This is a genomic window from Maribacter corallii, from assembly GCF_047345415.1.
Classification (GTDB): Bacteria; Bacteroidota; Bacteroidia; order Flavobacteriales; family Flavobacteriaceae; genus Maribacter_C.
Map to the genome: position 1 here is coordinate 673,859 of NZ_JBLFEP010000003.1, position 22,635 is coordinate 696,493.

Genomic DNA, 22,635 nt, shown 5'->3' on the forward strand with positions numbered 1-22,635 from the left:
TTGCCTTATATTGCTATTTTAGAAGCTCCAAAGATTTTGGAACCAGAACCTAACTAGTAACCGATTGCCATAGATAGCGTGACATGATTCGAACTTCCCTTATCCTAGTGCTGACCATCCTCCTCATTGGAATCTCCTGTAGAACGGAATCCAAAGAAAAATTCCAGATTGAACGCTCCAAAGAACTCGCCATAAAAAATAAGGTACATAACCAATTACTCGATATCGAAAAGAAACAGGGTTGGGAACTGCTCTTTGATGGTAAGACGCTTAACGGCTGGCATCTTTTCAACAACTCGGACTCCACCCGATTTTCGGCCTGGGAAGTACGCAAGGGCGTCCTTTATTGTAATGCTACTGATGAAACCAAGGTTTTTGGGGATTTGGTGACCGATAAGGAATTTGAAAATTACGAGCTAGTCTTTGATTGGCAAATGGCGCTCAGAGGAAACGGAGGTGTTTTCATCAATGTTCAGGAGTCCCCGGAATATACGGCTACCTATCAGACAGGACCGGAATACCAACTCTTGGAACCCGAGCATATGGATACGAAAACCCCTTTGAAACGGCCCGGCTGTCTTTGGGGGTTATCCCCACAAGTAAATCAGGTAGCCGCCAAACCTACAGGTCAATGGAATACCACTCGAATAGTGCAACAAGCAGGAAAAATTCAATTCTACCTCAATGGCAAACTGACCGCTGAAGAAGATCTAAAATCACCCGCTTGGCGAACCAAAATTGCCAATTCCGGTTTTAAGGACGCTCCTGGTTTCGGGAAGGCGACCCAGGGGAGGATTGCGCTACAGAACTGGTACTTTGAGTCTTGGTTCCGTAATATGAAAATCCGGGAACTATAAAGAATAGGGTCGTTAGACGACCACATTGCTCGTTTGAATGTAAGGGGGTAGTTTTTTAGTTCAATCTCTTCCCGAGAATAGCCAAAGATAAATCAATAGCCGGATCACTATCCGTCAACTCAATTATTGATTTATGAAAGTGGTACCAGTTTCTGGAATACTCGATTTTATGGTGAGGTGGAATACCCGTATACTCGTAATTCTCTCCACTATCCGTTTGATAAATCTCATTGGACAGACCATAATTCCAGCCGTTTGGAAGCCTTTTTTGTAGTACATCAGAAAAAATACCCATGGTATTAGAACCCACTAACGTAAAATTGGGAAGTTGTTGTGAGGCAAGGACGAAAGTCTCTGCAGAACTACCCGTTTGGGGGCTCGTTAAAACCACAACCTGCCCGTCATATTCTCTTGGAGACTCAGGAATAAATACCGAACTCTCAAAGCTACTTTCGCCTTTGTTCCAAACTCTTTTTGTGAATGCTTTTTTCTCACCTTTTGTAAAACTCGACAGAAAGTCTAAGGCAACCTTGTCCGTTCCACCAGGATTAAACCTTAAATCAATTATCAAACCGGAACTCTTCGAAAATTCCGATAAAATCGATTCCTTTATCCTTTTCATTCCACTAACCTCATCCCTAAGATATTGCCCAAGTGTTTTACCATCTTCAACAGCCTTAAAGACTAGTTGCCAATGCTTTTCCCAATAATCATCATGGTCAAGGGTATCATTTATGACGACCTCTTTGGAGAAGCCATTAAAGCCATTGATTTGGATATAACCAATACTATTATTGAGCTTTCCCCATCTGATTAAATCTTTATGGTACGATTTAAATTTTGTTTCAGGAAATAGCTCCATAACCCTTTTCATGGCCTTAGATCGAGGGTCTTTGTAAGTAACGTTCTTCTCCGGGATATTTCCTTTATGCAAATTTTCCGAGGGATTTTCTTGTTGTTCGGGAGGTACCCTAATGGCCAAGTAGGCATTCGAAATGCTGTCAGGCACTCTAAGGCTAATATGTTCGTCTTTTATGGCATCAAGTATTTCCGCGATATAGCCAAATAACTCGACTTGGGAAGTTTCTTTGGTAATTAAGGGAATGTTTTCCTCGTAGAGCATATCCCAATCAACCTTTCTTATCTTCGAGTAAGCATAGTTTTCTTTAAAAGTGTGCCAAAAAACATCAAAGTTTAACTTGGGGTCCGTAGATTCGATTATCGGTGAATCACACCGCTTTAAGGGGGCGCTAAGTTTATTGAATTTATAGGAAGTTATTCCATATTCAAGAACCATAGATTGTGAATTTACGCTTGAGATATTGTATAAATCCAATAATGTACTTAGCGAGTCGGACCAATTGTTTATGGATCCTGAAGCTGAAGGCTGACAAGACATTTCAGTGACATCATACATTTTGTAGATAGAATCTGAAATTTCAAGATAGACCCCATATCCTTCTTGCATCCAATAGCCATTAATGCTATCGTTCTTTTTTGGGGTAGAACAATTTAAAATAGAAAAGAGGATCATCGGAATTAATACGTACTTCATGACAAATCGTTTGAAGCAAAACTAAAGATGAAAATCCATCCAAAATAGAATAGACTTAGCCAGTAGCCAGATTTATAGACGCCTAAAATCTTTTGGGAGAAAACTTGAATATTTTTTAAAGTTCCTTATAAAATGACTTTGATCAGAAAACCCACATTCATAAGCGATTTGAGCAAGGGAGATGTGACGGTTTTTCACCAATGGGATACTGTTTTGGATTTTCAACATGCGCCTGTACTCACCATATGTGCAGGAATAGTGTTTGCGAAAGTTTTTGGAAATTGTTATCGGATGAACCCCTATCGCCTTGGCAAGTTCAATCAAAGAAAAATCATTCGCCCAATGATCGTTCAAATAGTCATCCAACTGTGTTACCCACTGGGGTTTTTTATGACGTTGTGCTCCCTTGTCGGGTTTTAATAATTCAAAACCAATAAGCTCAAGGGAATCGGCCGATGTCGTATCATTCGTTAAGAGCTCTCCAAGCATTTTTATAACATTGAGTTTGAGCGTCGGGTTTTTGTTTTCCAAGTCGATATCGAATGGGGGGGTCAGGTATTTTAATGCATTACTTTTAAATTCGACATTGATGTTTTTGGAATCTTTTAATGTACGAATCGTTTTATGATTTTCGCCTGCCCTATAATAATACAAATCTCCAGCTGATCTTTGATAGGGCACTAAATTTTTTTTGCATTCAATGTCGAGACCCTGGTACAAGAAACATAGGTGCGGATTTTTGTGACTATGCAATATATTATTGCACCCAGTGGATAAATAGTTTGTGATTGAAACTATAAAATGATTGGTTTCAATTACATGCTTTAACCTCCCAGTATACCTTCCTTCTGCAAGCACAATTCCATTACCTCCCATGTTTAAAAGTTGTATTCTTAATTCAATTTATGTTGATCTTTCAAATTGTGTCTGTCAAGGTATGGAGCAACCTAAGCATTCGACCCTCAATAGAACAAAGTAGATTTGCTGATGTTTACTAAAATCAGTAGCTATAATCATAGACGCATCGTTTTTCTAAAAAGTTGCCCGATAATTTCTAAATTGAGGTAATCTTGCGGTGGAGTTTTTTTCCATTACGACCAATATACAAGCAAATAGAGGTAGATCATCATTCACTATATAAACCCTAAGATAGTCTCAAAGCCGACTGAAGGGTAGGGGAGTGCTTTACAAACCTAAGGCAGGTATGGGGAATAGCGGGCTTTTGCTACTTGAATGTATTGTAGCCCAACTTCTTAAATGGCCGTACTATTTTTTCATGACCACAGCTATAGTCTTAAATATATTGTATTATTGAGGTATTTCGATTGGGTAATGGATACATTTAAAACAATAGTGCCGCAGGATAAAGACGTAACAAAACACATTGCTTATTACTATTTCCACGAATCGAAAGACGCGCATTTCAGTAAGGACATTGTATACCACCCCCATTATTTAGTAGCGCTCAATGTATATAGCCAGGTGAAAATACAGTGGAATGAAAATGGAAAGACGTATTTGCCCATACAATCCGATGCAAAAGAAGTCATTCTAACCATAAATAATAAAACAAGTAAAGAGGTAAGATTAAGAGGTGTATTTAATAAAATAGGAGTTGTTTTTCACCCGTTAGGCATCAACCACTTCATTGATCAACCCTTACATAAATTGGTGCAGAATAAAAGCGCTTCTCATTTCGACTATTTCGGCAATGATTTTTTAAGCACTTCAAGCTTGGTATTTAACGCGCCTAGTTTGGCCGACAAAAGAAATTTATTGGACTCTTTTTTTAAAAATCACTTCAAAGAATTTGAAGACGAACGTGTTCAAAAAGCTATTGATTTAATTTTTAACTCTTCCAAAATGCCTAAAATCCAAGAATTGGCAGACCACCTATTGATAAGCAGAAAAACACTGTTGCGATTGTTTAAAAAGCATTTGTGTTTTTCCGTGGAAGAATTTAAATCGGTGGTAAAATTTAGGAAGGCGCTATTGTTTTATGAAGAAGCCATTACCAAGCCGGAGTTAAGTCACGTTGCTTATGATAATGAATACTACGACCAATCGGATTTTATAAATCATTTCAAGTCAATTACCGGTCTAAATCCAAGTAAATTCTTCTCTTCAATTCGTAATATCAGCAACAATGGCACCTATTGGACATTCAAAACAGATTAGCATGTCCCAATTCTCCAATTTTTTCTGTTAGGTATGCGTTTATTTTGTCTTCGAATAAAGAAGATGAAGTTTAACTAACCACCTCATGTATCGCTTAAAAGTGCGATAGTAATACTAACCCTGTTTATCAGTAAGGAAAATCAGAAAACCGACCTCGTCCTAGAACTTGCGATGAAAGACACACGCATTGGGGACTAGAACCTTCGGGAGATATTATAAAGCTTGTTTAGGAATCTCATTTTCAATTGAATTCCGATAACAACGATCGAATTGTTTAATGAATACGGACAAAATCTATGCATACACGTATAACCACATTATTTTTAATTGTATTTGGAGCAACCATTTCCATTGGCCAAGACCTAAATAAAACGCTTGATTCCAAGATCGAAAACCTATATGAATCCTCTGAAATCCCAGGTTTTTCAGTAGCTAAGGTGACTTCGGATTCCATAGTATTTCTAAAAAGTTATGGCTATGAAAATTTGGATCGACACTTAAAATTTTCAAGCAAGCAACGATTTAATATTGCCTCTGTATCAAAGACATTTATCGGTCTTGGTATCATGACACTCATAGAAGAGGGAAAATTGACTTTAGATACTCCCGTTAATGAGGTGCTGCCATTCAAAGTAGTTCATCCATACCACGACTCCGAAATTACCATCAGGCACTTGGCAACCCATACATCTGCTATTTTAGATGAGGATATCGAAAAAAAATCATGGTATTTGGATGGCCCCTTAACACTTTCAAAAAAGGAAATGGGCAAGGATAGTTTCAAAACGTTCAGCAGTTGGGCAGATAATACGAAAACAAGCCTTAGGGATTTTTTAAAAGCAGCCTTAAGCAAGGACGGAGTCCATTACACAAAAAAAAGGTTCGCCAAGACGGTACCTGGGGACACCTACGTATATAGTAATATCGGGGCAGCCTTAGCGGCTTATATCATAGAAGTGAAGACCGGTATCTCATATGATCGATACATCGAAGAATTGATCACAAACCAATTCGGTTTTCCAGTTGGGGTTTGGAAACATACGTCAGAACAGCTTCCTACAAGCTATTTTCAGAATAAAATAGAAATACCGCCCTATCGCCCCATTTTGTATCCAGCAGGCGGTATGATGCTTTCATGTCAGGAATTATCGGAGTATTTATCCCATATGATTAAAGGTTTTCAAGGGGATAGTGATATTCTTCAACCCGAATCATTTCAAAAAATGATGAATTTATCGGAAGGAAATGGCGTTTTTTGGGAATTAAAAGGGACTAAAGTTGGACATAATGGGGGTAATTATGGCGTAATCTGTTTGATGGGTTTTGATAAAGAAACGGGAATTGGTAAGATACTCTTAACAAATATCAGTTCGTATGCTTCGGATGACCTATTGAAGCAAGTCATCCGAATTTGGGAAGCCCTATGAGATTTAAGCAGAATAGGCCTCAAATGGAGTTTTACGGTGGAGGATTTTATTTTGTGAGCTGGATGTAGCGCGCGCCTGCCTTACTACTCATACCTCAAGCTCTTTAACGGATTTGAATTGGCAGCCCTTAATGCATGATAACTAATAGTTACCAGCGTAATAAGGAGGGAAGCAGCACCAGTGCTAAGGAAGGTCGAAACACCTAATTCAGTACGATAGGTAAAAGCTTCTAACCAGCCCGTCATAAAAAAGTAACTGATCGGTACGGCAACCAAAAAACCAACACTCACCAATACGAGAAAACCTTTGGACATTTGTAGTATAATGTTTAAAACGCCGGCACCTAAGACCTTTCTGATCCCAATCTCCTTTATTCGCTGTTCGGCAGCAAAACTTGCCAAACCAAATAATCCTAGTAATGCGATAAAAATGGCAATCCCGGAAAAGTAATTCCCTAACGTTCCTACTACCATCTCACTTTGGTATTGTGCTTTGTAACTATCATTCAGAAAAGTATACTCAAATGGGTAATCAGGGTTTATTTCTTTCAGTGTTTTTTCTAGAAAAGCTAGGCTTGCTTGCATATCATGATCATTCATTCTAAGGTTAAGTATCACACTATTTTCCGGTCTTAAACTGATAATCAATGGCTCAATAGGGGAGTGTAACGAACGGAAGTGAAAATCTTTGACAACACCAATAATACGACCCGTTCTGCCCCAAAAGGATACGGGATGGTTCAAAAGCTTCTCCACGTTCATAAGGTTAGCGGCTTGTTCATTGATAATCACATGAAGCGAATCCGTAGCCAAAGAAGGATCAAAAAATCTTCCGTCCACCAGTTCCATTTGATACGTTTCCAGGAAATCATGGCCCGTTTGAATAATTTGAAAACTTGCTCTGAGTTCACTAGCCCTACCCGGCCAAGTAAAACCGCTGTCTGTTGATGTACCATAGGTAAGCGCTGAACTTCCTGAAAAGGCCATATGGGTGAAGTTTGGGTTAGCCGATAACCTGGATTTCAGCTGATTTTGAACATTTTGATCTAATAATTTGCCTTCTAATGGAACCATTACCACATTTTCTTTCGAGAATCCCAACTCCTTATTTTCCATAAAATCCAGCTGTTTTTGAACCACCAAAGTAGCTATGATCAGCGTAGTGGAAATCATGAATTGGAAAATAACCAGACCTTTTCTGAAGCTATTCGACCCATTGGGAGCTTTTAAACTACCTTTCAAAACGCGAACCGCATTAAAATTTGAAAGCACTACAGAAGGATAGATGCCCGAGACCAAGCCAACTACGAATCCTATGGCCAATAGCCCAAAAAATTGATTGAAGCTAATTAAGGAAAAGACCAAGTTCTTACCGACTAAGACGTTAAGGTAATCTATAGTCAACATGACCAGGAGTCCGGCCAGCAGCGTGGCGAAAATGGCCAGCAACACTGACTCTGTCATGAATTGCAACAGTAAATGCCCACGGGTAGAACCTATTACTTTTTTAACACCCACTTCTTTTGCTCTTCTCGTGGAACGGGCTGTTACCAGGTTAATAAAATTAATAGCCGCAATGAGTAGAATAAAAAAGGCTACCATTGTAAACAGGCGAACATAGATAATTCGTCCTCCCTTCAATTCGCCATTTTCATAGTTCGAGAATAAGTAGCGGTCTTTAAATGGTTGTAGAAATATGGTTCCGGCAGGCTCTTTTTGACCTATTTTATGTCGTACGTAATCTTCAATCTTGGCATTAAATTCATTAATATCGGTATAGGGTTTCAGCTTGGCTATACCCTTGATTCCACTGTTGCTCCATTCATCTACCCAGTTATTTGTCTGTTTCCAGCGCAGAAAAGGGGCAACAAACTCAAAATCGATCGTACTTTCAGTAGGTATATCCTCAAAAACACCGGCCACCTCAAAGGTGCCCCAACCATCTATCTCAATAGTTTGCGCTAGGGCTGGTTCCTTGCCGAACAAACGTTCTTTGGCACTTCTTGAAAAATAGATTTGTGAAGGTGAAGTGAGGGCATTCCGCGCATTCCCCTCAATAAAATCTACATCAAAAATTTGAAAGAAGTCTTGACTGGCCCATATGCCACTTTCCCGTTGTCGGTGATCTTTTTTTATAAAGTAGGGCTCATATACCCAGGTATAGGCAGCTATAGCTTCAACCTCTGGGAAGTCCAGCTTAAATGTGGTGTTGAGTGGTCCGGGCGTCTGGTCACTTGTACTGATTACGCCTGAATAGGTTCTATTTTCCATAACCTGATATAGTTGGTCTATATTGGTATGAAACCCATTTACGGATTGCTCCGATTGAACATAGAGAAATAGTAAAATACTTGCCGTCAGGCCGATTGTAAGACCTAATACGTTGAGTAGGGCATAGCCGCGTTCTTTCCAAAACACGCGAAAGCTTGTTGTAACTATTGTTTTAAACATGGCTCCGTTTATTAGGTTGAGATCAAGCCATTTACGACGCAAGAGCGAGAGTCGAAACAGCAATAGCACATCTATTAAAAAGGTAGCATTGGCATAAGATCTCCCTTTCGTTTTCAGATTATTTTGATAGTATTCGTCTAAGTCACCCAGAATATCCTCTTGAAAATCGGTATGACAATAGAGCTTCAATAGTCGTATGGCTAGTTTTTTTAGCATGGCTTAAATTGAAAGTCCATATCAGGAATTTGCCCCCACAAGTCTAACCGGGTTTGCATCGTAAATTGTAAGGCTTCCTTGCCTAATGCCGTGATCTTAAAATAGCGTTTTCGCTTACCACCTCTGACCTTGGTTGCTTCCCCAAGCTCGGAAATAAGAAAGCCTTTGCCCTCCATACGCCTGAGTGCAGACTGAAGCGCACCTACAGAAGCTTTACGCTGTAACTGTTTTTCAATTTCCGCTTTAATGGCTACCCCATAGGCCTCCCCGTGGAGTACGCCAACCGTTAGAAGCACAATTTCCTCAAACTCTCCAAGCTGATATTTCTTCATTTTGAATTATTTATTTCCTAAAAGTAGTTTTTATTATAAAGGTAGCCAAGTTATTTTTCCTAAATGTAGTTTTAATACTTGGTTATTGAACTAGTTTAGAAATGAAAGGGGAGAAGAACGAGGTGATAGAGTCAAAAAAAGAGACGGCCAACTACAACGAACCCTATGCCCCACAAAGCAAACTGTAAAAATGGTTGGTAGCAATAGCTTGCGTCCTTTTTTTTACCGCTGGTCTATGTCATAGGTCGTGCGGTCATTGATTGGCTGGGTTGTACAGAATAAACCCATTCAAGTCCACAATCTGTAGCTCAGGAAAATAATACAACTTACCGAAGGCATGCCACTATTCGAACAAGCCTTCCTCAAGGTCTGAACAAGTTTGATTAATCCATTGAATTGGCTTACCAAAGCTTTGGACACCAATCATTGGGAAATACAACAAATCCGAATTTCTAAAACCTAATGTCATGGTGCTGGCCAAGATCAGCAGTGAAACTTGTGGGAAATTCTTTTCGTTTGAACGAAATAAAGAGCAATAACAAGCCTTTTGGAAAATAATACCCCAACTTTGTAGTACTGTAGCCAAAAAAATTACCATGAAGCAAATTCCGTTCTTACTAGTATTCCTTATTCTAACTTCATGTAGTAAATCCGAGAATCCAGGAGCACTGCCGATACCCATATCGGAGGAAAACAAAAAGGAAGACACTAATGATGATGAAACCCCAACCCCAACGGGCACTCTACTTTTCACTATTAAGATACCGGCCAATTCAATACGAAAAGATATTGACAAACTACATTTTGTATTATATGATGCCAACAATGAAGTATTGGCACATCGGACACATTCGAGCGGCCAAGCCGAAAGCCTTGGGTTTTATGGGGAATTTGAACTTCAGGATGATACTAAATATAGTCTATCGCACATCAACAATTTTCAAGAATCTGTTTTCAATATTCGCCTTTATATGGATTTGACGGGCGAACAGCTTAAAAATGGAATCGAATTTCAGGATAATGCCACGGATAGGCGTACCAACCTCCTTGCTATACCGATTACTTCCATAGAAGAAGGACATAGCTTCTGGGCGCAAGGTACAGGATATTCCTTGAATGGGTATTCTGGGAATTTTAGCGGCCATTTTTCATCGGATTATGCAAATAGTCTAGGAACCGAGCAGATTTTCATTCAGTATTTCGCAGAGGACGGAATATCGGACTATAAATACCTATTCATTCCTTTGCAGACCTTAAATGAAATGGATGGTTTAGACGCCTCTATCTTCGAAGATGACGCGACAAGGTATCGCTATGTAAACTTTTACAAGCCATTTAGTAGGACGCTCATTAGAATCATTGGTTTTGAGGACGAACCCCGATTCAATGCAAATGTCGGTCATACCGTGCACGCGAGTAATTACTTAAGTGATTATGGAGGTGCCCGATATAGTTATGCCGACTTTTTCCATGCATATCTTTCAAGCGTTCAATTGGATAATTATGAAGTACAGCAAGTAGGCCTTCCACCGGAAGACTTAGAAGTTCCTGAGCTCGATGTAGACTACGAATATAATGAGGGCCTTATTTCATTCAGAGGAATTCCCGATTATGAGTCTTCACGATTCTTACTGCGCAGTAGTGGTGCGATTCATGTGACAACCGTTATTGTTGCGGATGGAAATCGCACCGAAATCATAATTCCTGAAGTACCCGAGGACTTATTCGACCCACTGGTCATGGAAGGCCTAAAGGTGTCACTTCTTTCAATACAACAGGGCGCGGCAGAAAACTATGCGGGCTATGAAACGTATGCAGATTATATTTCCAACACCTTGTTGTTCGATAAGCCCTACTATCTAAGTGCTCCTAAAAGAGAGCGTGTTTTCAAATCATCCGTGGGGCCGCAGTTGTTGCCCTTTTGATTCGGAAACTTTCGTATTGGAACTCACCAAAAAAGTTCATTTCAAAAACGCTATGACTATAATTTGGCAACGCTAATACTCGTAAGTCCGTCTGCGGATTTGTATACTTGAGAGGTTTCTAAATCCCGAGCATTGATTTTCCCCATTCCATCCAAACGTAGCGTGGCATCGTTCGCTTTGCCCGAAAATTTCATGGAACATAACCCATCTAAATCGACCGCCAGTCTTTGAACATCCACTTCAATTTCCCCTCTGATAAGCCCATCGCCTGTGATACTAAGACTAGCGTTCGAAACTGGATCAATCGAATAGACATGAATCAAACCATCCATATGAATCCCTTCTAGTCCCGGATGCGTTAAGTATACCGTGATTTTAGGAGAAGAATGACGTTTTCTCGTACCGCCATTGCGTTCCTTTTTACGAAGTCCTATAGACAGAGTATTGTTTTGAATGGCGATCTTATAATCCTTCATTTTTTGCTCATTTCTTGTTTCAAGACTGACCTTGGTCTCAGTACCTTCTTTTAAATACAGACGTACGTTTCCGTCTAATTGTACCTGATCAAAGGTTTCTTCGATGTTTAGGGTTTCGGTATATTGCCCGTTGACATGGCAGACCAGTAATAGCAATGCTACCAAGAGTACACTTGTTTTTTTCATGATAAGTTCATTTTTGAATGTATGAATGGGTTTTCAAAGTGTTTCGTACGCTTCTAGTTATCGATACGTTGACGTTCATTTCTTGAATAGTATACCATAAAGACCATACCAAACATACAAGTGACTGCTAACCAGTGAGTTATATAATCTGCATAAAACAAGATTCCTTTCTACTGTAAAAGAATTGTACACGCTATGTCCAATACTAGTACAGGTTTGACAAGATAGTTCTGGAAGTTAATCCACCTGGAGCATTCTTGCACATCAAGATATATGCGTTGTCCTCTTGCTTTTTCCTTCTCTTCTTGCAACTATTTAATATTCGACTTGTCTTTTGATTGTAGTAGTAAGGTTTGGACAGCTACAGCTAATTTGTTTTTCAAAAATCAAGATCGATTCACTACGTACAAAAAAGCCCCAGCACTATAGTAAGGGATACTCATTGGGTTTCATTAATCCCCCAAAAATGGATGAAAAAATACTAGACTTTGCAATGATTGCAAGTGTGCTCATCGGCTTTTTTTTGAGCATCGCACTCCTGACCACTTCCTTTTATAAGAGTCGTGCCAACAACTATCTCGCTTTATCACTATTCCTTATCGCTTGTCTGACCTATTTAGAATGGTACGGTCTTCGCACAACTCATATCGCCATTCAAATTTTAGACAGTTTCAAGTTGGATTTTTTAATTGCCGCTACGCTATTTACCTATTTTCTATTCCAAATTAAACATCCCCTTCCAAAAAGTCGTCAATACAAATGGATTTACCTGCCTTTCCTTGGTTCTGTTCTTATTGAAATTTCCATGTATTTCTTCAACCTTTATGGTTCCTATTTTGATATTCTGGTCTGGTATGCTAAAGATTTTGCGTCCATGGTCTTCAATGTATGTTTAATTTTTTGGGGAAGACGGTTCATAAGAAAATCAAAGGCTATTTCTGAAGACAAAAGAAGTTGGTTGCTGCGATTAAATCTTTTCATTACTGGTATTATCGTCTTCTGGATCTTATCGCGGATAGAGTTTTACCTATTTGATTCACTATATACCTATTATACGCTATGGATACTACTCTCTCTATTCTTGTGGTGGGTGTTGTACCATGGCATATTTCGACTACAAGCCATCGTACAAAAAAAGGAATTACATGCCTATTTAGTTTCAAAAAGTGCTGTTCCTCGGACAAAGAATCATATAACACATCGAAAGGGCGCGGCTGTTTCCGAAATGATCACACGATTATACAGGGTAATGGAAGAAGAGGAATTATACAAAGACCCTCTTTTAAGCAGATTGGATCTTGCAACACGATTGGGAACCAGTGAAAGTTATTTATCCCAAATCATAAATCAGGAAATCAACAAAAGTGTCATTCAATTTGTGAATGACTACCGAATTGAAGCTGCCAAAAAACTATTGCATACGCCGGCCTTTGATAAATATGCCGTAGAAGCTATTGGTTTGGAAGCCGGCTTTAAATCCAAGAGTGCTTTCTATACTGTTTTTAAGTCCAGCTTAGCAATGTCACCGGGCGCCTATAGAAAACTTCCTAGAACGTCCTGATTCGTATAATCCCACCGTTTCAGTACTTCTTCAGCACCAAAAACACCACTTGTTTTTTTTGACGGGAATACTTTTACATCGATAAATTAAAAAATATATCAATGAAAAAAGTATCCTTAAAAATGACAGATTCTAATCCATTTCGTTTCGTTAAGTCTGTAGTAGTAATTACAGTTTTCTCCATCCTTGCCTGTTCCTGTTCCAATGATGACAACCATGTCCCTATTCAGAAGGAAGAACATCCAGTGACTACAAAAGAAATATCGCAAGAAATTAAAGAGTTGATATTTTTCAAAGGAAATGAAAATGCTTCTTCGGTCCTCATCAGCATACCAGGAGGCCCTAGTACGGAATTCGATACGTCTCTGGTAAACTTAATTTTCGAAAACTTTACTACAACAGATCTCTTAACTATAAATGTGCACCAAGCACAAACCTTGGATTCTACAAGGGTAAAAGGAAATGATCTCACTTTAGAGCAAGCAGTTGGTCTTAATTCAGAAAGTATCGAAATGCTTGATAAAGTGATTTCGTATTTCAAAGAGCAGGACAGAACAGTATATGTTTTTGGACTTTCATTTGGTTCTTTTATAGTACAGGATCTTATTGCTAAAAAAGGAGTGGACACTGCCGATAAATATCTGATGATGTTAGGCAGGTTAGATATGAACGATGCCATATGGCAAGCAGCTTCCGAGGGAAAGGAAGCGGAATTTGAAAACGGTGTTACTCCCATACTATTTCCAGATCCACTCCCCGTTATAAAAGAGAGAAATCTTCTTAGAATATCCGCGGGATTCGCAAGGAATAGATATACACAGCTTTTGAATACTATTGAAGACTTATCGAACCTCACCTACATTTATGGAGCCACAGATAATGCTGTTGGTAGTCTTACCGCCTATGAAGTTCAGTTTTTGAAGTCTAAAAATGCGAACATCCTTACGGGAAATGGGGGCCACGATGAGCCTTTTGTCGGTTTTTTTGAACAGGGGCTTAAAGATGCTTTTGGAATAGAATTACTTCCCTAAATACGAATGCTACAATTCAAAAACATGAAAGGCTATAGTATTGTTTTCCTACTGATTTATGCATTAAACCTTCAAGCCCAAGGCCAGACCGATCGTTCTCCCTTTTTGAATAAGACCGAATTTAAAGTAGGATATTATGGAAATTTATTTTCTGATAATGGACTGCAATTGGGTGCTGAATACGCCTTTAAGGAAAAGAAAAATAGCAAAGAAAAAAAGAAAGGTCAAAAAACGATTACCCATCAATTCTTACTCCATAGTAGTATCGGGTACTCGACCAATTTCTGGAACAAAACGGACAATGGATTGTATACCTATGCCGGACTTATTTGGCGAAGAACAAGTCCAAAAAGATGGCAAGTACATGTAGCACTGAATCCATTGGGGTATTATCGTTCTTTTCTACCCGAAACCTTTGAGGTAAGAGGAGAAAACGTTTCTAAAGTTCGCTTTCCAGGAAGAAACTACTATGCTCCGTCAATTGGTTTTGGCATAGGAAGGATGCGAAAGGAGAAAAGGCGTTCAGGTTGGTATCTCAACCTCAATTACGTCTTGCGAACACCCTACAACGCCGGTACACTAGATACCTTCTCCGTACAATATGGTCATCGTTTTAATTTTAAAAAGAAGTAATCATGAAAAAAACAATCAACCATAAATTGAAGATAGCAACTATCACATTCATATGGCTAGGCATCTCCGCCTGTTCTAAAGAGGAAGTACACCTAAATGCCCTTAATGAAACCATTTTCGTAAGGCATAAGAATGCCGATATGCCGGCCCGTATCTATGGCAATGGCTCTGAAAAAGTATTCTTGATCATACTGCACGGTGGACCTGGCGGAAGTGGATTGCAATATAGAGTAAACGCCATTCGTACTGAAATTGAAAAAAATAATGCTGTGGTGTATTTTGACCAAAGGGGTTCTGGGAGCTCACAAGGAAATTACGCTGAAAAAGATGTAAGTATTGATATCATGGCAGAAGATGTATTGGCACTAGCACAAGTGATAAAAACCAAATACGGTGACGACGCCAAACTATTTTTAATGGGACATAGTTGGGGAGGCGCGTTAGGACCCGCAACCCTACTTAAAAACCAGTCCGTCTTCGCCGGATGGATCAATGTTGACGGTTCGCATGATCCAAAAGGACTCTATGACACCTACAAAGTAGTGCTCCCGAAGATGGCTCACGAACAAATTGCCTTAGGGAATAGCGTTGACTATTGGCAGGGGGTACTTGACTTAGTACAAAACACAGGTCCATATAGTTTAGAGAATTACTATACCCTGAATGGAACTGCAAATGGAGTTGCAAAAATACTTGCTGCAGACAAGGTGGTGAACGAGCCTAAAGCTGATTTTGGCAATGATACGCCATCCGAAAACGCATCAATAGTGACCTGGAACACCAATAAAATAGGGCGGATATTGGATGAAAAAGGGCTCAACGAAAACATTTCCTATACCGATAGATTAGCTGAAATTAGAATACCATCCATAGTACTATGGGGAGCGTATGACGTTGTTGTTCCTACACTATATGCCCAAGAAGCTTTTGATAACCTAGGTGCTTGCGATAAAGAAATCTTCATTTTTGAGAAATCGGCCCACAGTCCTATGTATACAGAGCCCGATCTTTTTGCAGAGAAGGTCATTGAATTTATCAATACCAGTAGGGTATGCGATTTTTAAACAGTCCTAAAAGGAAGCGTTCTATGAGGTTTAACCTTCTTATAGACCCTCAAACAGGTGCAACTTGAGCTTTGGTTAGGCCTGGAAAGAAAGGTTGAGAATCCTTGTTTTTTGTGAGGGTTGGCGCGTGGTCATAGTGGTCGCTCCACTTTTATTGCGACCACTGCAACTCGCCTAAAAACAATGTACAACTAATGATAAACACGTATGCCACCCGACACTAGTTGGGCTTGTAAAGCCTGCCTTTAACAGGTAGGTATGTGAAATGGTCTGGAATTCGTATGACTATTTTAAAGCTTCCAATTTTTCAAAAACAGCAATCTTATACATGGCACTCACAGGTACCTTTTTATCTTCAATAAGTAAATGTGTTCGGGTGGCTTTGGTAACACAATCCAAATTGGAGATATAGGATTTATGCGTGCGTTGAAATTGTTTTGGCAGTAGGGTAGTGATATTAATAAGCGTTTCAGGGATCAGGTACATTCTTGAATCGGTAAAGATCTTCAAATAATTACCAAAACTTTGAATGTACCGAATGGATCGAAAAGGGATATTCACCGGCATGCCGTCATGCTTTATTTGTAGCGCTTCATGTTCAGCTCCCTTTTTGACCTCCATGATATTTGACGCCGAAACTTTATGAATAGCCTTTAGAAAACGTTCGATTTTAATAGGCTTCAATAAATAATCTACAACACCATAATCATAGCTTTCCAAAGCATACTCAGAATAGGCCGTGGTCAAGATTACTTTGGGTGGCTTTATCATGGAACGCAAAATTTCCATGCCATTAAGTTCGGGCATTTCGATATCCAGAAAGATAAGGTCCACATCATTTTGCTGCGTGAAATTGATGAATTCAAGAGGATTTCCTGTGCTCAGTACGATGTCTAAGTTGTTGATTTTAGAACAATAGTCTTCTAGCACCTTGCGCCCTAGTATTTCATCATCTACGATCCCAACTTTAATCATTCCTTCTTTTTTACTGTTGTCGCGTTTAAATCAATGGATAAGTTGACGTCATATGCGGTTTCCGTTTCCTTGATTTCCAATCGGTGGGAATCAGGATATAATAGGTTTAAGCGCCTCTTGACATTGGCAAGCCCCAATCCTTTTCGTTCTGAGGCTAAGCTGCCTGAAGGTTTCGAATTGTGTATTAGAAATTGAAGCGTCGCATTTTTCAAGGAGGCGGTAATATCGATATTACTCTGCTCATTGGTGCTTCGAGCGCCATGCTTCACTGCATTTTCGACAAAAGGGATGAGCAACATAGGAGCAATTCTTAGCTGCAACAAATCACCTTTAATTAAGAATTCAATCGTACAACGGGCACTCAATCTTTTTTCTTCAAGTAACAAATAATTCTCTATAAACTCAAGCTCTTCTTTTAATAGCACTGTATTTTTCTTGGAACTCTCTAACTGATAACGCAGTAGTTCAGAGAGCTGCATGACAAGATCTGGGGTTTCCGGCGATTGCTGCCTTGAAAGGGAATAAATACTGTTCAACGAATTAAACAAAAAATGAGGATTCACCTGTTCTTTTAAATAGGTAAGTTCTATCTCCCTTTGTAATTTTTCTTTCTCGGCATTTTCCCTTTGGATGATTAAATTTCTTCTTAAAAAAAAGGCGGCCATACCGGTTCCAGTCGTATAAATTAAAAAGAAAAACATTTTATAGACACCTACCCAGCTCCCGGTGATACTATTATACCCCTTTAAATAAGAGCTTAAAAAGACAATTCCAATTAGCAGCACCCCATATACCTCATATCTTTTTCTATCATAAAAAAAGGGGATCAAAATAAAATGATTCACCCAAATAACCCCCATAATCGCTACCGCATACCCCAGTTGCCATAGAATAAAAGTATAGTCGTTATCGTAATTGTCCTTGAATAACCAACTACCCAAAATCTCAAGCATAGCTACCAATAAAAAGGCGCCTACATTTATGAGGATGGTATTTTTCAATGACTTTTTAAACATAAGATGATGTACTAGCTACTAAAGATACGATCCCTAACTATAAATCGTCTTGATTTCTTACAAAAGGGGTATATCAATGACGAAATGGTTTTGTCATTTAATTCCGGTACTTATCCTGTTTAAACTAGTGCACATGAATCATTCAGTAATTTCATGCAACCTTTAATTCATAGGGGGGTATCAAAAATTTGAAAAAAACGATGAAAAACACGGCCGGATTGCTGCTTATAACACTTCTCATAATAACCTACAGTTGCTCGGCTCAACAGAGTGACGGTTCTGCACCGGAGGCTACGGCCGCCGAAACCACACGCTCATTTAGGGATATTCCATATCTTAGAGAAGCCATTATCGACCCAGCACCTGCCGATAGAAAAGATGGTATCCCCGTGGGCGAATTGGGTGTCGATGGTGGCGATAAATCCTTGATTCTTACGCTTGCCCAGGAGATAGCCGGTAACAAATATGGTAATTTCGACAGCTTTCTTATTGCGCACAAAGGCAAGCTAATCTTTGAATCTTACTATAAGCGGGGCCGCATAAATCTACCCCATGCCCAGGCATCAGCCACTAAATCCTATACCAGCTTGGCGCTCGGTCGCGCTATCCAGATGGGTTATCTGACCATGGCCGATTTAGACAAGCCCCTGGTGAACTTTCTCAAAGATCTTGACCCTACAAAATTTGTAGCAGGTGTAGAGAAAATCACACTACACAAGGCACTAACGATGCGTTCAGGTATCGACATCAGTACCGAGCAGCGGGAGGAATTCGAGAAAAATCCAAATCAGCTAAATGGTCAGGGACAAGTGCAGACCTTTTTTGAGCATTCCACGCCTATTACCGAAGCATCTCAGGTTTTTGCATACAAAGACGACCCAAGGTTGGTTATGCAAGTCATAGAAGCTGTAGTTCCGGGGTCGGCGAAAGACTTTATAAAAAATGAACTTCTCGATAAACTGGGCATAACGAATTATGCCTGGGAAACTGATAGTAATGGCCTGCCTAGGTCTGGAAGCACCACGAGCATGACATCACGCGATATGATCAAGTGGGGGACTTTGGCCATCAATAAAGGCAAATGGAATGGCGAGCAACTAGTGTCTGCTGCCTTTTTAGCCAAAGCTACTAGTAAAATTGTTGATCAAAGTGAAGAATATGACGACACCACCAAGGGAGTATCGGGCACGGCTTATGGTTATTTCTGGTGGCAGGCCGATTTTTCCGTTGGAGATAAAACCTACCTCAGTAAATCCGCTCGTGGTGGTAGCGGACAAAATATTTATGTCATCGAAGCGCTTGACCTGGTTGTTGTGACCACCACACATCGTCCCGTTGAGAACTCAGTAGCGGTGACAGCGACAAGAGTCCTACCTGCTTTTATAAAGTAATAGCAGTCATTATGAAAATTCAAACTATGAAAAACAGTATCACGGCTCTCCTGGCCCTATTTCTTTTTCTTGCCTGTAAAAATGAACTAAAAAAGGACACTTATTCCGAAAGTGCTTCAGGTCCAAAATATGAAACATATAACTATACCGGGTTTACCAAAGAGGAAATTTACGGATTCCATCAACGCATTTATGAAGGAGGCAACTGGACGGAATATGGCGATTTGGAACGGTATTTTTATCTCAACTTCTCGCAAATTCAGAAACACGCCCGTATACGCAGGGCGGACACAACAAGAATTCTTGAAGAACATCCCAGGGACGATGTGAAAAACTATATCACGTCGACCGATCTTAAAAAAGGGGGCGGACTCTCCTTAAACGACTATGTACAACAAGTAGAGGTCAATGGATTGATTATCATTCACCAAGGCAAAATTGTCTTTGAAGGCTATCCCAGAATGTTCCCGACCGATCTACATGTTAATTTTTTAATCACCCAAGTTTTTGTGAGTACCGCTGTCGCTATTTTAGAGGATCGCGGTTTAATCGATACGAGTAAACCCATTGATTATTATTTTGATACTCTTACCGGGTCAGGTTGGGAAGGGGTACCCATCATCGATATTCTTTCCATGAGCTCAGGAATAGACCGTGTGCCCTTGGAGACCTATGAGGCAAGTTTTGACCCACTTCAAGACCTCGCTACGGCGAAAGCTGTCAAGCCTTCAGGTACGGAGTACCAGTTTTCGAATGCGGATGCGATGTTATTGACCCTCCTTGTCGAAAAAATTAGTGGACTTACCTTCAGCGATTTTGTGGAACAGGAAATATGGAGTAGGATAGGGGCCGAATACAGTGCCCTCATTGGGCAAAATACCAATGGAACATCGCTCGCCTATCTCGATGGCATGTCAACAACGTTGCGGGACCTTGCCCGATTTGGGCTGGCATTTACACCTAGTGGCCGAAAGAGCGCCAATCCGATGATTTCCGATGCCCATTTGGTTAAAATTAGGGACGTCAACAAAAAGCTCGAAACCAAGTCACGGCATACAGGAGAATCCGTATACCTCAGTTATCAATGGGGTGCGGTCTTTGAAGATGGCGACTTTTATAAAGGGGCACATGGGGGGCAAGGCCTTTATATCGCTCCTTCCAAAGATTTGGTTATCGCCTATTTCGGAACGTCCAATATAGATCGTGAAAGCAATCAACTGAATGTCATAGCGCGACAGCTTTCCAAATCCGGGCTGTTTGATTTGGAATCACAATGACCTAGAACCTAAAGAATAATCATATACACTTTTTATCACCAATTCAAAAAGAAAAAATGAACGTAATTAAACTAGTAGTACTGTCTTTCACCATGTTGACAACCATCGCTTTCGCGCAGGAAAATAGGACAACGGAATTGACATCGAATAGGGAAGGATCCTCCTTGGAATCACCGCAAATTCGTGTCGTCCCCATTAAAGATTCGAAGACCGAAAGAAACTATGAATTGTATATTGAGCTGCCTGAAGACTATGTGGAGAACCAAAACAAAACGTATCCGGTCCTTTATTATACCGATGCTACGTGGCATCGTGAAATGCTATCCGCACGCCAGGAGTACCTCCTTGAAGAGGTTATCCTTGTTGGAATTTCTTGGCAATTGGATATAAGTGACGACCTAAAAAAAGAAGTAGGACCGCATGCGAGTCGGTTTCGTGATTACTCGATAAGCAAACACAGCAATCCGGAAATTCAAACAAAGTATCAATTTGGGCAAGCTAGAGAACATCTGGATTTCATTCGTAAGGATGTCCTAACCTATGTGGATGCGACCTATCGTACCGACCCGAACAGTCGCACGTATTTTGGATACTCGTTGAGTGGCGAATTTGGTGCCTATATACTACTGGCGCAACCGGATACCTTTAACAATTATATTATGGGTAGTCCCACCGTTCGAGGTGAAATGGAGAATTTAGCTGAGCTTCATTCGAAAATTGGACCTTTCGATGCGTCAAATGGAGATTCGAGCCTGAAGGCCAATGTTTTCATTGCGTATGGCTCCTTAGAAGACGAAGAAAGGGTGGTTGAACCGATCGAAGCCTTTGTTAAATTATTGAATGATCGAAGAGATGACGGTTTGTCCGTAACAAAAAAAGTAATCGAAGGGAGTCATCAAACGGCGTTTCCATCGACCGCAGTTAGCAGCACCACTTGGTTGTCTTCCGTGATGACCCCTATTTCGAACTATGGCAAAGAGGTCTCATTTTGGTCTATTCCGCATCTGAATAATGCCTATATCAGCACTACACCGGAGGATAGAAAAGATGGAATATCGGTAGATACCCTAGCGGTACAGGACAATGACGAAAAGGCTATCCTGAAGGTATCCCAAGAGATTTTTGAAGGTGCCTATGGAAGCTATGATGCCCTGCTCATTTCACACCAAAACAAATTGGTTTTTGAATCCTATTATAAAAAAGGGCGTATCAACTTGCCTCATGGGCAAGCATCAGCCGTAAAAGCCTATACCAGTTTGGTTCTGGGTAGAGCGATTCAAATGGGATACCTATCCATGGAAGATTTGCACAAACCTTTGATCAGTTTCCTAAAAGAGGTCGATCCTAAAAAAATGACCGATGGGGCCGAAAAAATCACACTTCACAAGGCTTTGACCATGCATGGAGGACTGGCTATAGATGAGGATAGTTGGAAAGAAATTGAGAAAGATACCGCTCGATTAAGAGGCCAAGGGCTGGTTCAAACGCTTTTGGAGCAAAGTGAACCAATAACCGCGGAGTCTCAAACCTATTTGTACGGGAATTTTAATCCCATGCTGGTGATGACGGTTATTGATGCCGTTGTCCCAGGAACGGCCGAGGACTTTATTAAAACCGAGCTATTGGATAAACTCGGTATTGCAGATTATACGTGGGCAAATCATACCAGCGGTTTACCGGAAGCGGGGTGGCGCGTAAGTATGTTATCGCGTGACATGCTCAAATTAGGCAATTTGGTGCTTAACGGAGGGAAGCTAAATGGCGAGCAGCTTATTTCTGCAGCGTATCTTGACAAAGCCACCAGCGGTATAGTAAAACCTACTCAAGATTGGATGCCCAAAGACTATCGGTATGGTTATTTTTGGTATCAAACCCAAGTACAAGTGGGTGATAAAAGTTATGACGCAACCTTTGCTTGGGGAGGTGGTGGACAACGGGTCATCGTGGTAGAGGACCTCGATTTAACCCTTGTAATTTCAGGTCATGATGGGGAAGATGATAAAATCATGACCCAAATTTCCGAAATCGTAATCCCTGCCTTTGTAAAATCATAATTCCTGTAAAACAAGTGACCACTACACAGCT

Annotated in this window: 18 protein-coding genes; 11 read left to right on the plus strand and 7 right to left on the minus strand. The window is 40.2% G+C overall.

The window, feature by feature from the left end:
- Nucleotides 1–83 precede the first annotated feature (83 nt).
- Nucleotides 84–857 carry a 3-keto-disaccharide hydrolase gene (locus ACKWCA_RS12865; RefSeq protein WP_413978611.1) on the plus strand — a complete coding sequence of 258 codons (774 nt, stop codon included), beginning with the start codon at nt 84–86 and terminating at the stop codon, nt 855–857.
- A gap of 55 nt (nt 858–912) precedes the next feature.
- Here the strand turns inward: ACKWCA_RS12865 and ACKWCA_RS12870 are convergent, their stop codons facing one another.
- Entirely contained in the window at nt 913–2,412 is a 1,500-nt protein-coding gene (locus ACKWCA_RS12870; protein ID WP_413978612.1) for a S41 family peptidase, read from the minus strand.
- A 72-nt stretch (nt 2,413–2,484) separates the two neighbouring features.
- A complete protein-coding gene (locus ACKWCA_RS12875; protein ID WP_413978613.1) occupies nt 2,485–3,093 on the minus strand; it encodes a helix-turn-helix transcriptional regulator in 609 nt (202 codons plus the stop codon).
- A 576-nt stretch (nt 3,094–3,669) separates the two neighbouring features.
- Between ACKWCA_RS12875 and ACKWCA_RS12880 the strand changes: the two genes are divergently transcribed.
- Both ACKWCA_RS12880 and ACKWCA_RS12885 read left to right on the plus strand, forming a co-directional pair.
- Nucleotides 3,670–4,590 carry a helix-turn-helix domain-containing protein gene (locus ACKWCA_RS12880; RefSeq protein ID WP_413978614.1) on the plus strand — a complete coding sequence of 307 codons (921 nt, stop codon included), beginning with the start codon at nt 3,670–3,672 and terminating at the stop codon, nt 4,588–4,590.
- A gap of 296 nt (nt 4,591–4,886) precedes the next feature.
- Entirely contained in the window at nt 4,887–6,017 is a 1,131-nt protein-coding gene (locus tag ACKWCA_RS12885; protein WP_413978615.1) for a serine hydrolase domain-containing protein, read from the plus strand.
- A gap of 83 nt (nt 6,018–6,100) precedes the next feature.
- Here the strand turns inward: ACKWCA_RS12885 and ACKWCA_RS12890 are convergent, their stop codons facing one another.
- On the minus strand, nt 6,101–8,683 hold the full coding sequence (locus tag ACKWCA_RS12890) for an ABC transporter permease (RefSeq protein WP_413978616.1): 2,583 nt from the start codon (nt 8,681–8,683) through the stop codon (nt 6,101–6,103).
- The gene (locus tag ACKWCA_RS12895) at nt 8,677–9,015 is read right to left on the minus strand and encodes a PadR family transcriptional regulator (RefSeq protein WP_413978617.1); all 339 of its coding nucleotides are present in this window, start codon (nt 9,013–9,015) and stop codon (nt 8,677–8,679) included. Before ACKWCA_RS12895 ends, ACKWCA_RS12890 begins: the two co-directional genes overlap by 7 nt.
- Before the next feature lie 596 nt (nt 9,016–9,611).
- On the opposite strand from ACKWCA_RS12895, the gene ACKWCA_RS12900 reads away from it, so the two are divergent.
- Nucleotides 9,612–10,940, plus strand: a complete 1,329-nt coding sequence (locus ACKWCA_RS12900) for a hypothetical protein (RefSeq protein ID WP_413978618.1) — start codon at nt 9,612–9,614, stop codon at nt 10,938–10,940.
- A gap of 56 nt (nt 10,941–10,996) precedes the next feature.
- Here the strand turns inward: ACKWCA_RS12900 and ACKWCA_RS12905 are convergent, their stop codons facing one another.
- On the minus strand, nt 10,997–11,602 hold the full coding sequence (locus ACKWCA_RS12905) for a GIN domain-containing protein (RefSeq protein WP_413978619.1): 606 nt from the start codon (nt 11,600–11,602) through the stop codon (nt 10,997–10,999).
- 466 nt (nt 11,603–12,068) lie between these two features.
- On the opposite strand from ACKWCA_RS12905, the gene ACKWCA_RS12910 reads away from it, so the two are divergent.
- From ACKWCA_RS12910 to ACKWCA_RS12925, 4 genes are all read left to right on the plus strand, one after another.
- Nucleotides 12,069–13,163, plus strand: a complete 1,095-nt coding sequence (locus tag ACKWCA_RS12910; protein WP_413978620.1) for a helix-turn-helix domain-containing protein — start codon at nt 12,069–12,071, stop codon at nt 13,161–13,163.
- Between the two features lie 101 nt (nt 13,164–13,264).
- The gene (locus ACKWCA_RS12915; protein ID WP_413978621.1) at nt 13,265–14,194 is read left to right on the plus strand and encodes a hypothetical protein; all 930 of its coding nucleotides are present in this window, start codon (nt 13,265–13,267) and stop codon (nt 14,192–14,194) included.
- A 24-nt stretch (nt 14,195–14,218) separates the two neighbouring features.
- Nucleotides 14,219–14,827, plus strand: coding sequence for a hypothetical protein (locus tag ACKWCA_RS12920; protein ID WP_413978622.1), 609 nt, complete (start codon nt 14,219–14,221; stop codon nt 14,825–14,827).
- A gap of 2 nt (nt 14,828–14,829) precedes the next feature.
- Nucleotides 14,830–15,891, plus strand: a complete 1,062-nt coding sequence (locus ACKWCA_RS12925; protein WP_413978623.1) for an alpha/beta fold hydrolase — start codon at nt 14,830–14,832, stop codon at nt 15,889–15,891.
- Between the two features lie 285 nt (nt 15,892–16,176).
- On the opposite strand, the gene ACKWCA_RS12930 is transcribed toward ACKWCA_RS12925, so the two are convergent.
- Together ACKWCA_RS12930 and ACKWCA_RS12935 are read right to left on the minus strand one after the other, a co-directional pair.
- Entirely contained in the window at nt 16,177–16,866 is a 690-nt protein-coding gene (locus ACKWCA_RS12930; protein ID WP_413978624.1) for a LytR/AlgR family response regulator transcription factor, read from the minus strand.
- Nucleotides 16,863–17,867: a sensor histidine kinase gene (locus ACKWCA_RS12935; RefSeq protein ID WP_413978625.1), complete on the minus strand. Its 1,005-nt coding sequence runs from the start codon at nt 17,865–17,867 to the stop codon at nt 16,863–16,865. The genes ACKWCA_RS12930 and ACKWCA_RS12935 overlap by 4 nt, the downstream gene beginning before the upstream one ends.
- A gap of 215 nt (nt 17,868–18,082) precedes the next feature.
- Here ACKWCA_RS12935 and ACKWCA_RS12940 point away from each other — a divergent pair, with 215 nt between their 5' ends.
- Genes ACKWCA_RS12940 through ACKWCA_RS12950 form a run of 3 tightly spaced genes read left to right on the plus strand, consistent with a single transcriptional unit; the run spans nt 18,083 to nt 22,604 of the window.
- Nucleotides 18,083–19,273 carry a serine hydrolase domain-containing protein gene (locus ACKWCA_RS12940; protein WP_413978626.1) on the plus strand — a complete coding sequence of 397 codons (1,191 nt, stop codon included), beginning with the start codon at nt 18,083–18,085 and terminating at the stop codon, nt 19,271–19,273.
- Between the two features lie 26 nt (nt 19,274–19,299).
- Nucleotides 19,300–20,550: a serine hydrolase domain-containing protein gene (locus tag ACKWCA_RS12945; RefSeq protein WP_413978627.1), complete on the plus strand. Its 1,251-nt coding sequence runs from the start codon at nt 19,300–19,302 to the stop codon at nt 20,548–20,550.
- A gap of 56 nt (nt 20,551–20,606) precedes the next feature.
- Complete coding sequence (locus ACKWCA_RS12950) at nt 20,607–22,604, plus strand: serine hydrolase (RefSeq protein ID WP_413978628.1); 1,998 nt, start codon at nt 20,607–20,609, stop codon at nt 22,602–22,604.
- Nucleotides 22,605–22,635: the final 31 nt, after the last annotated feature.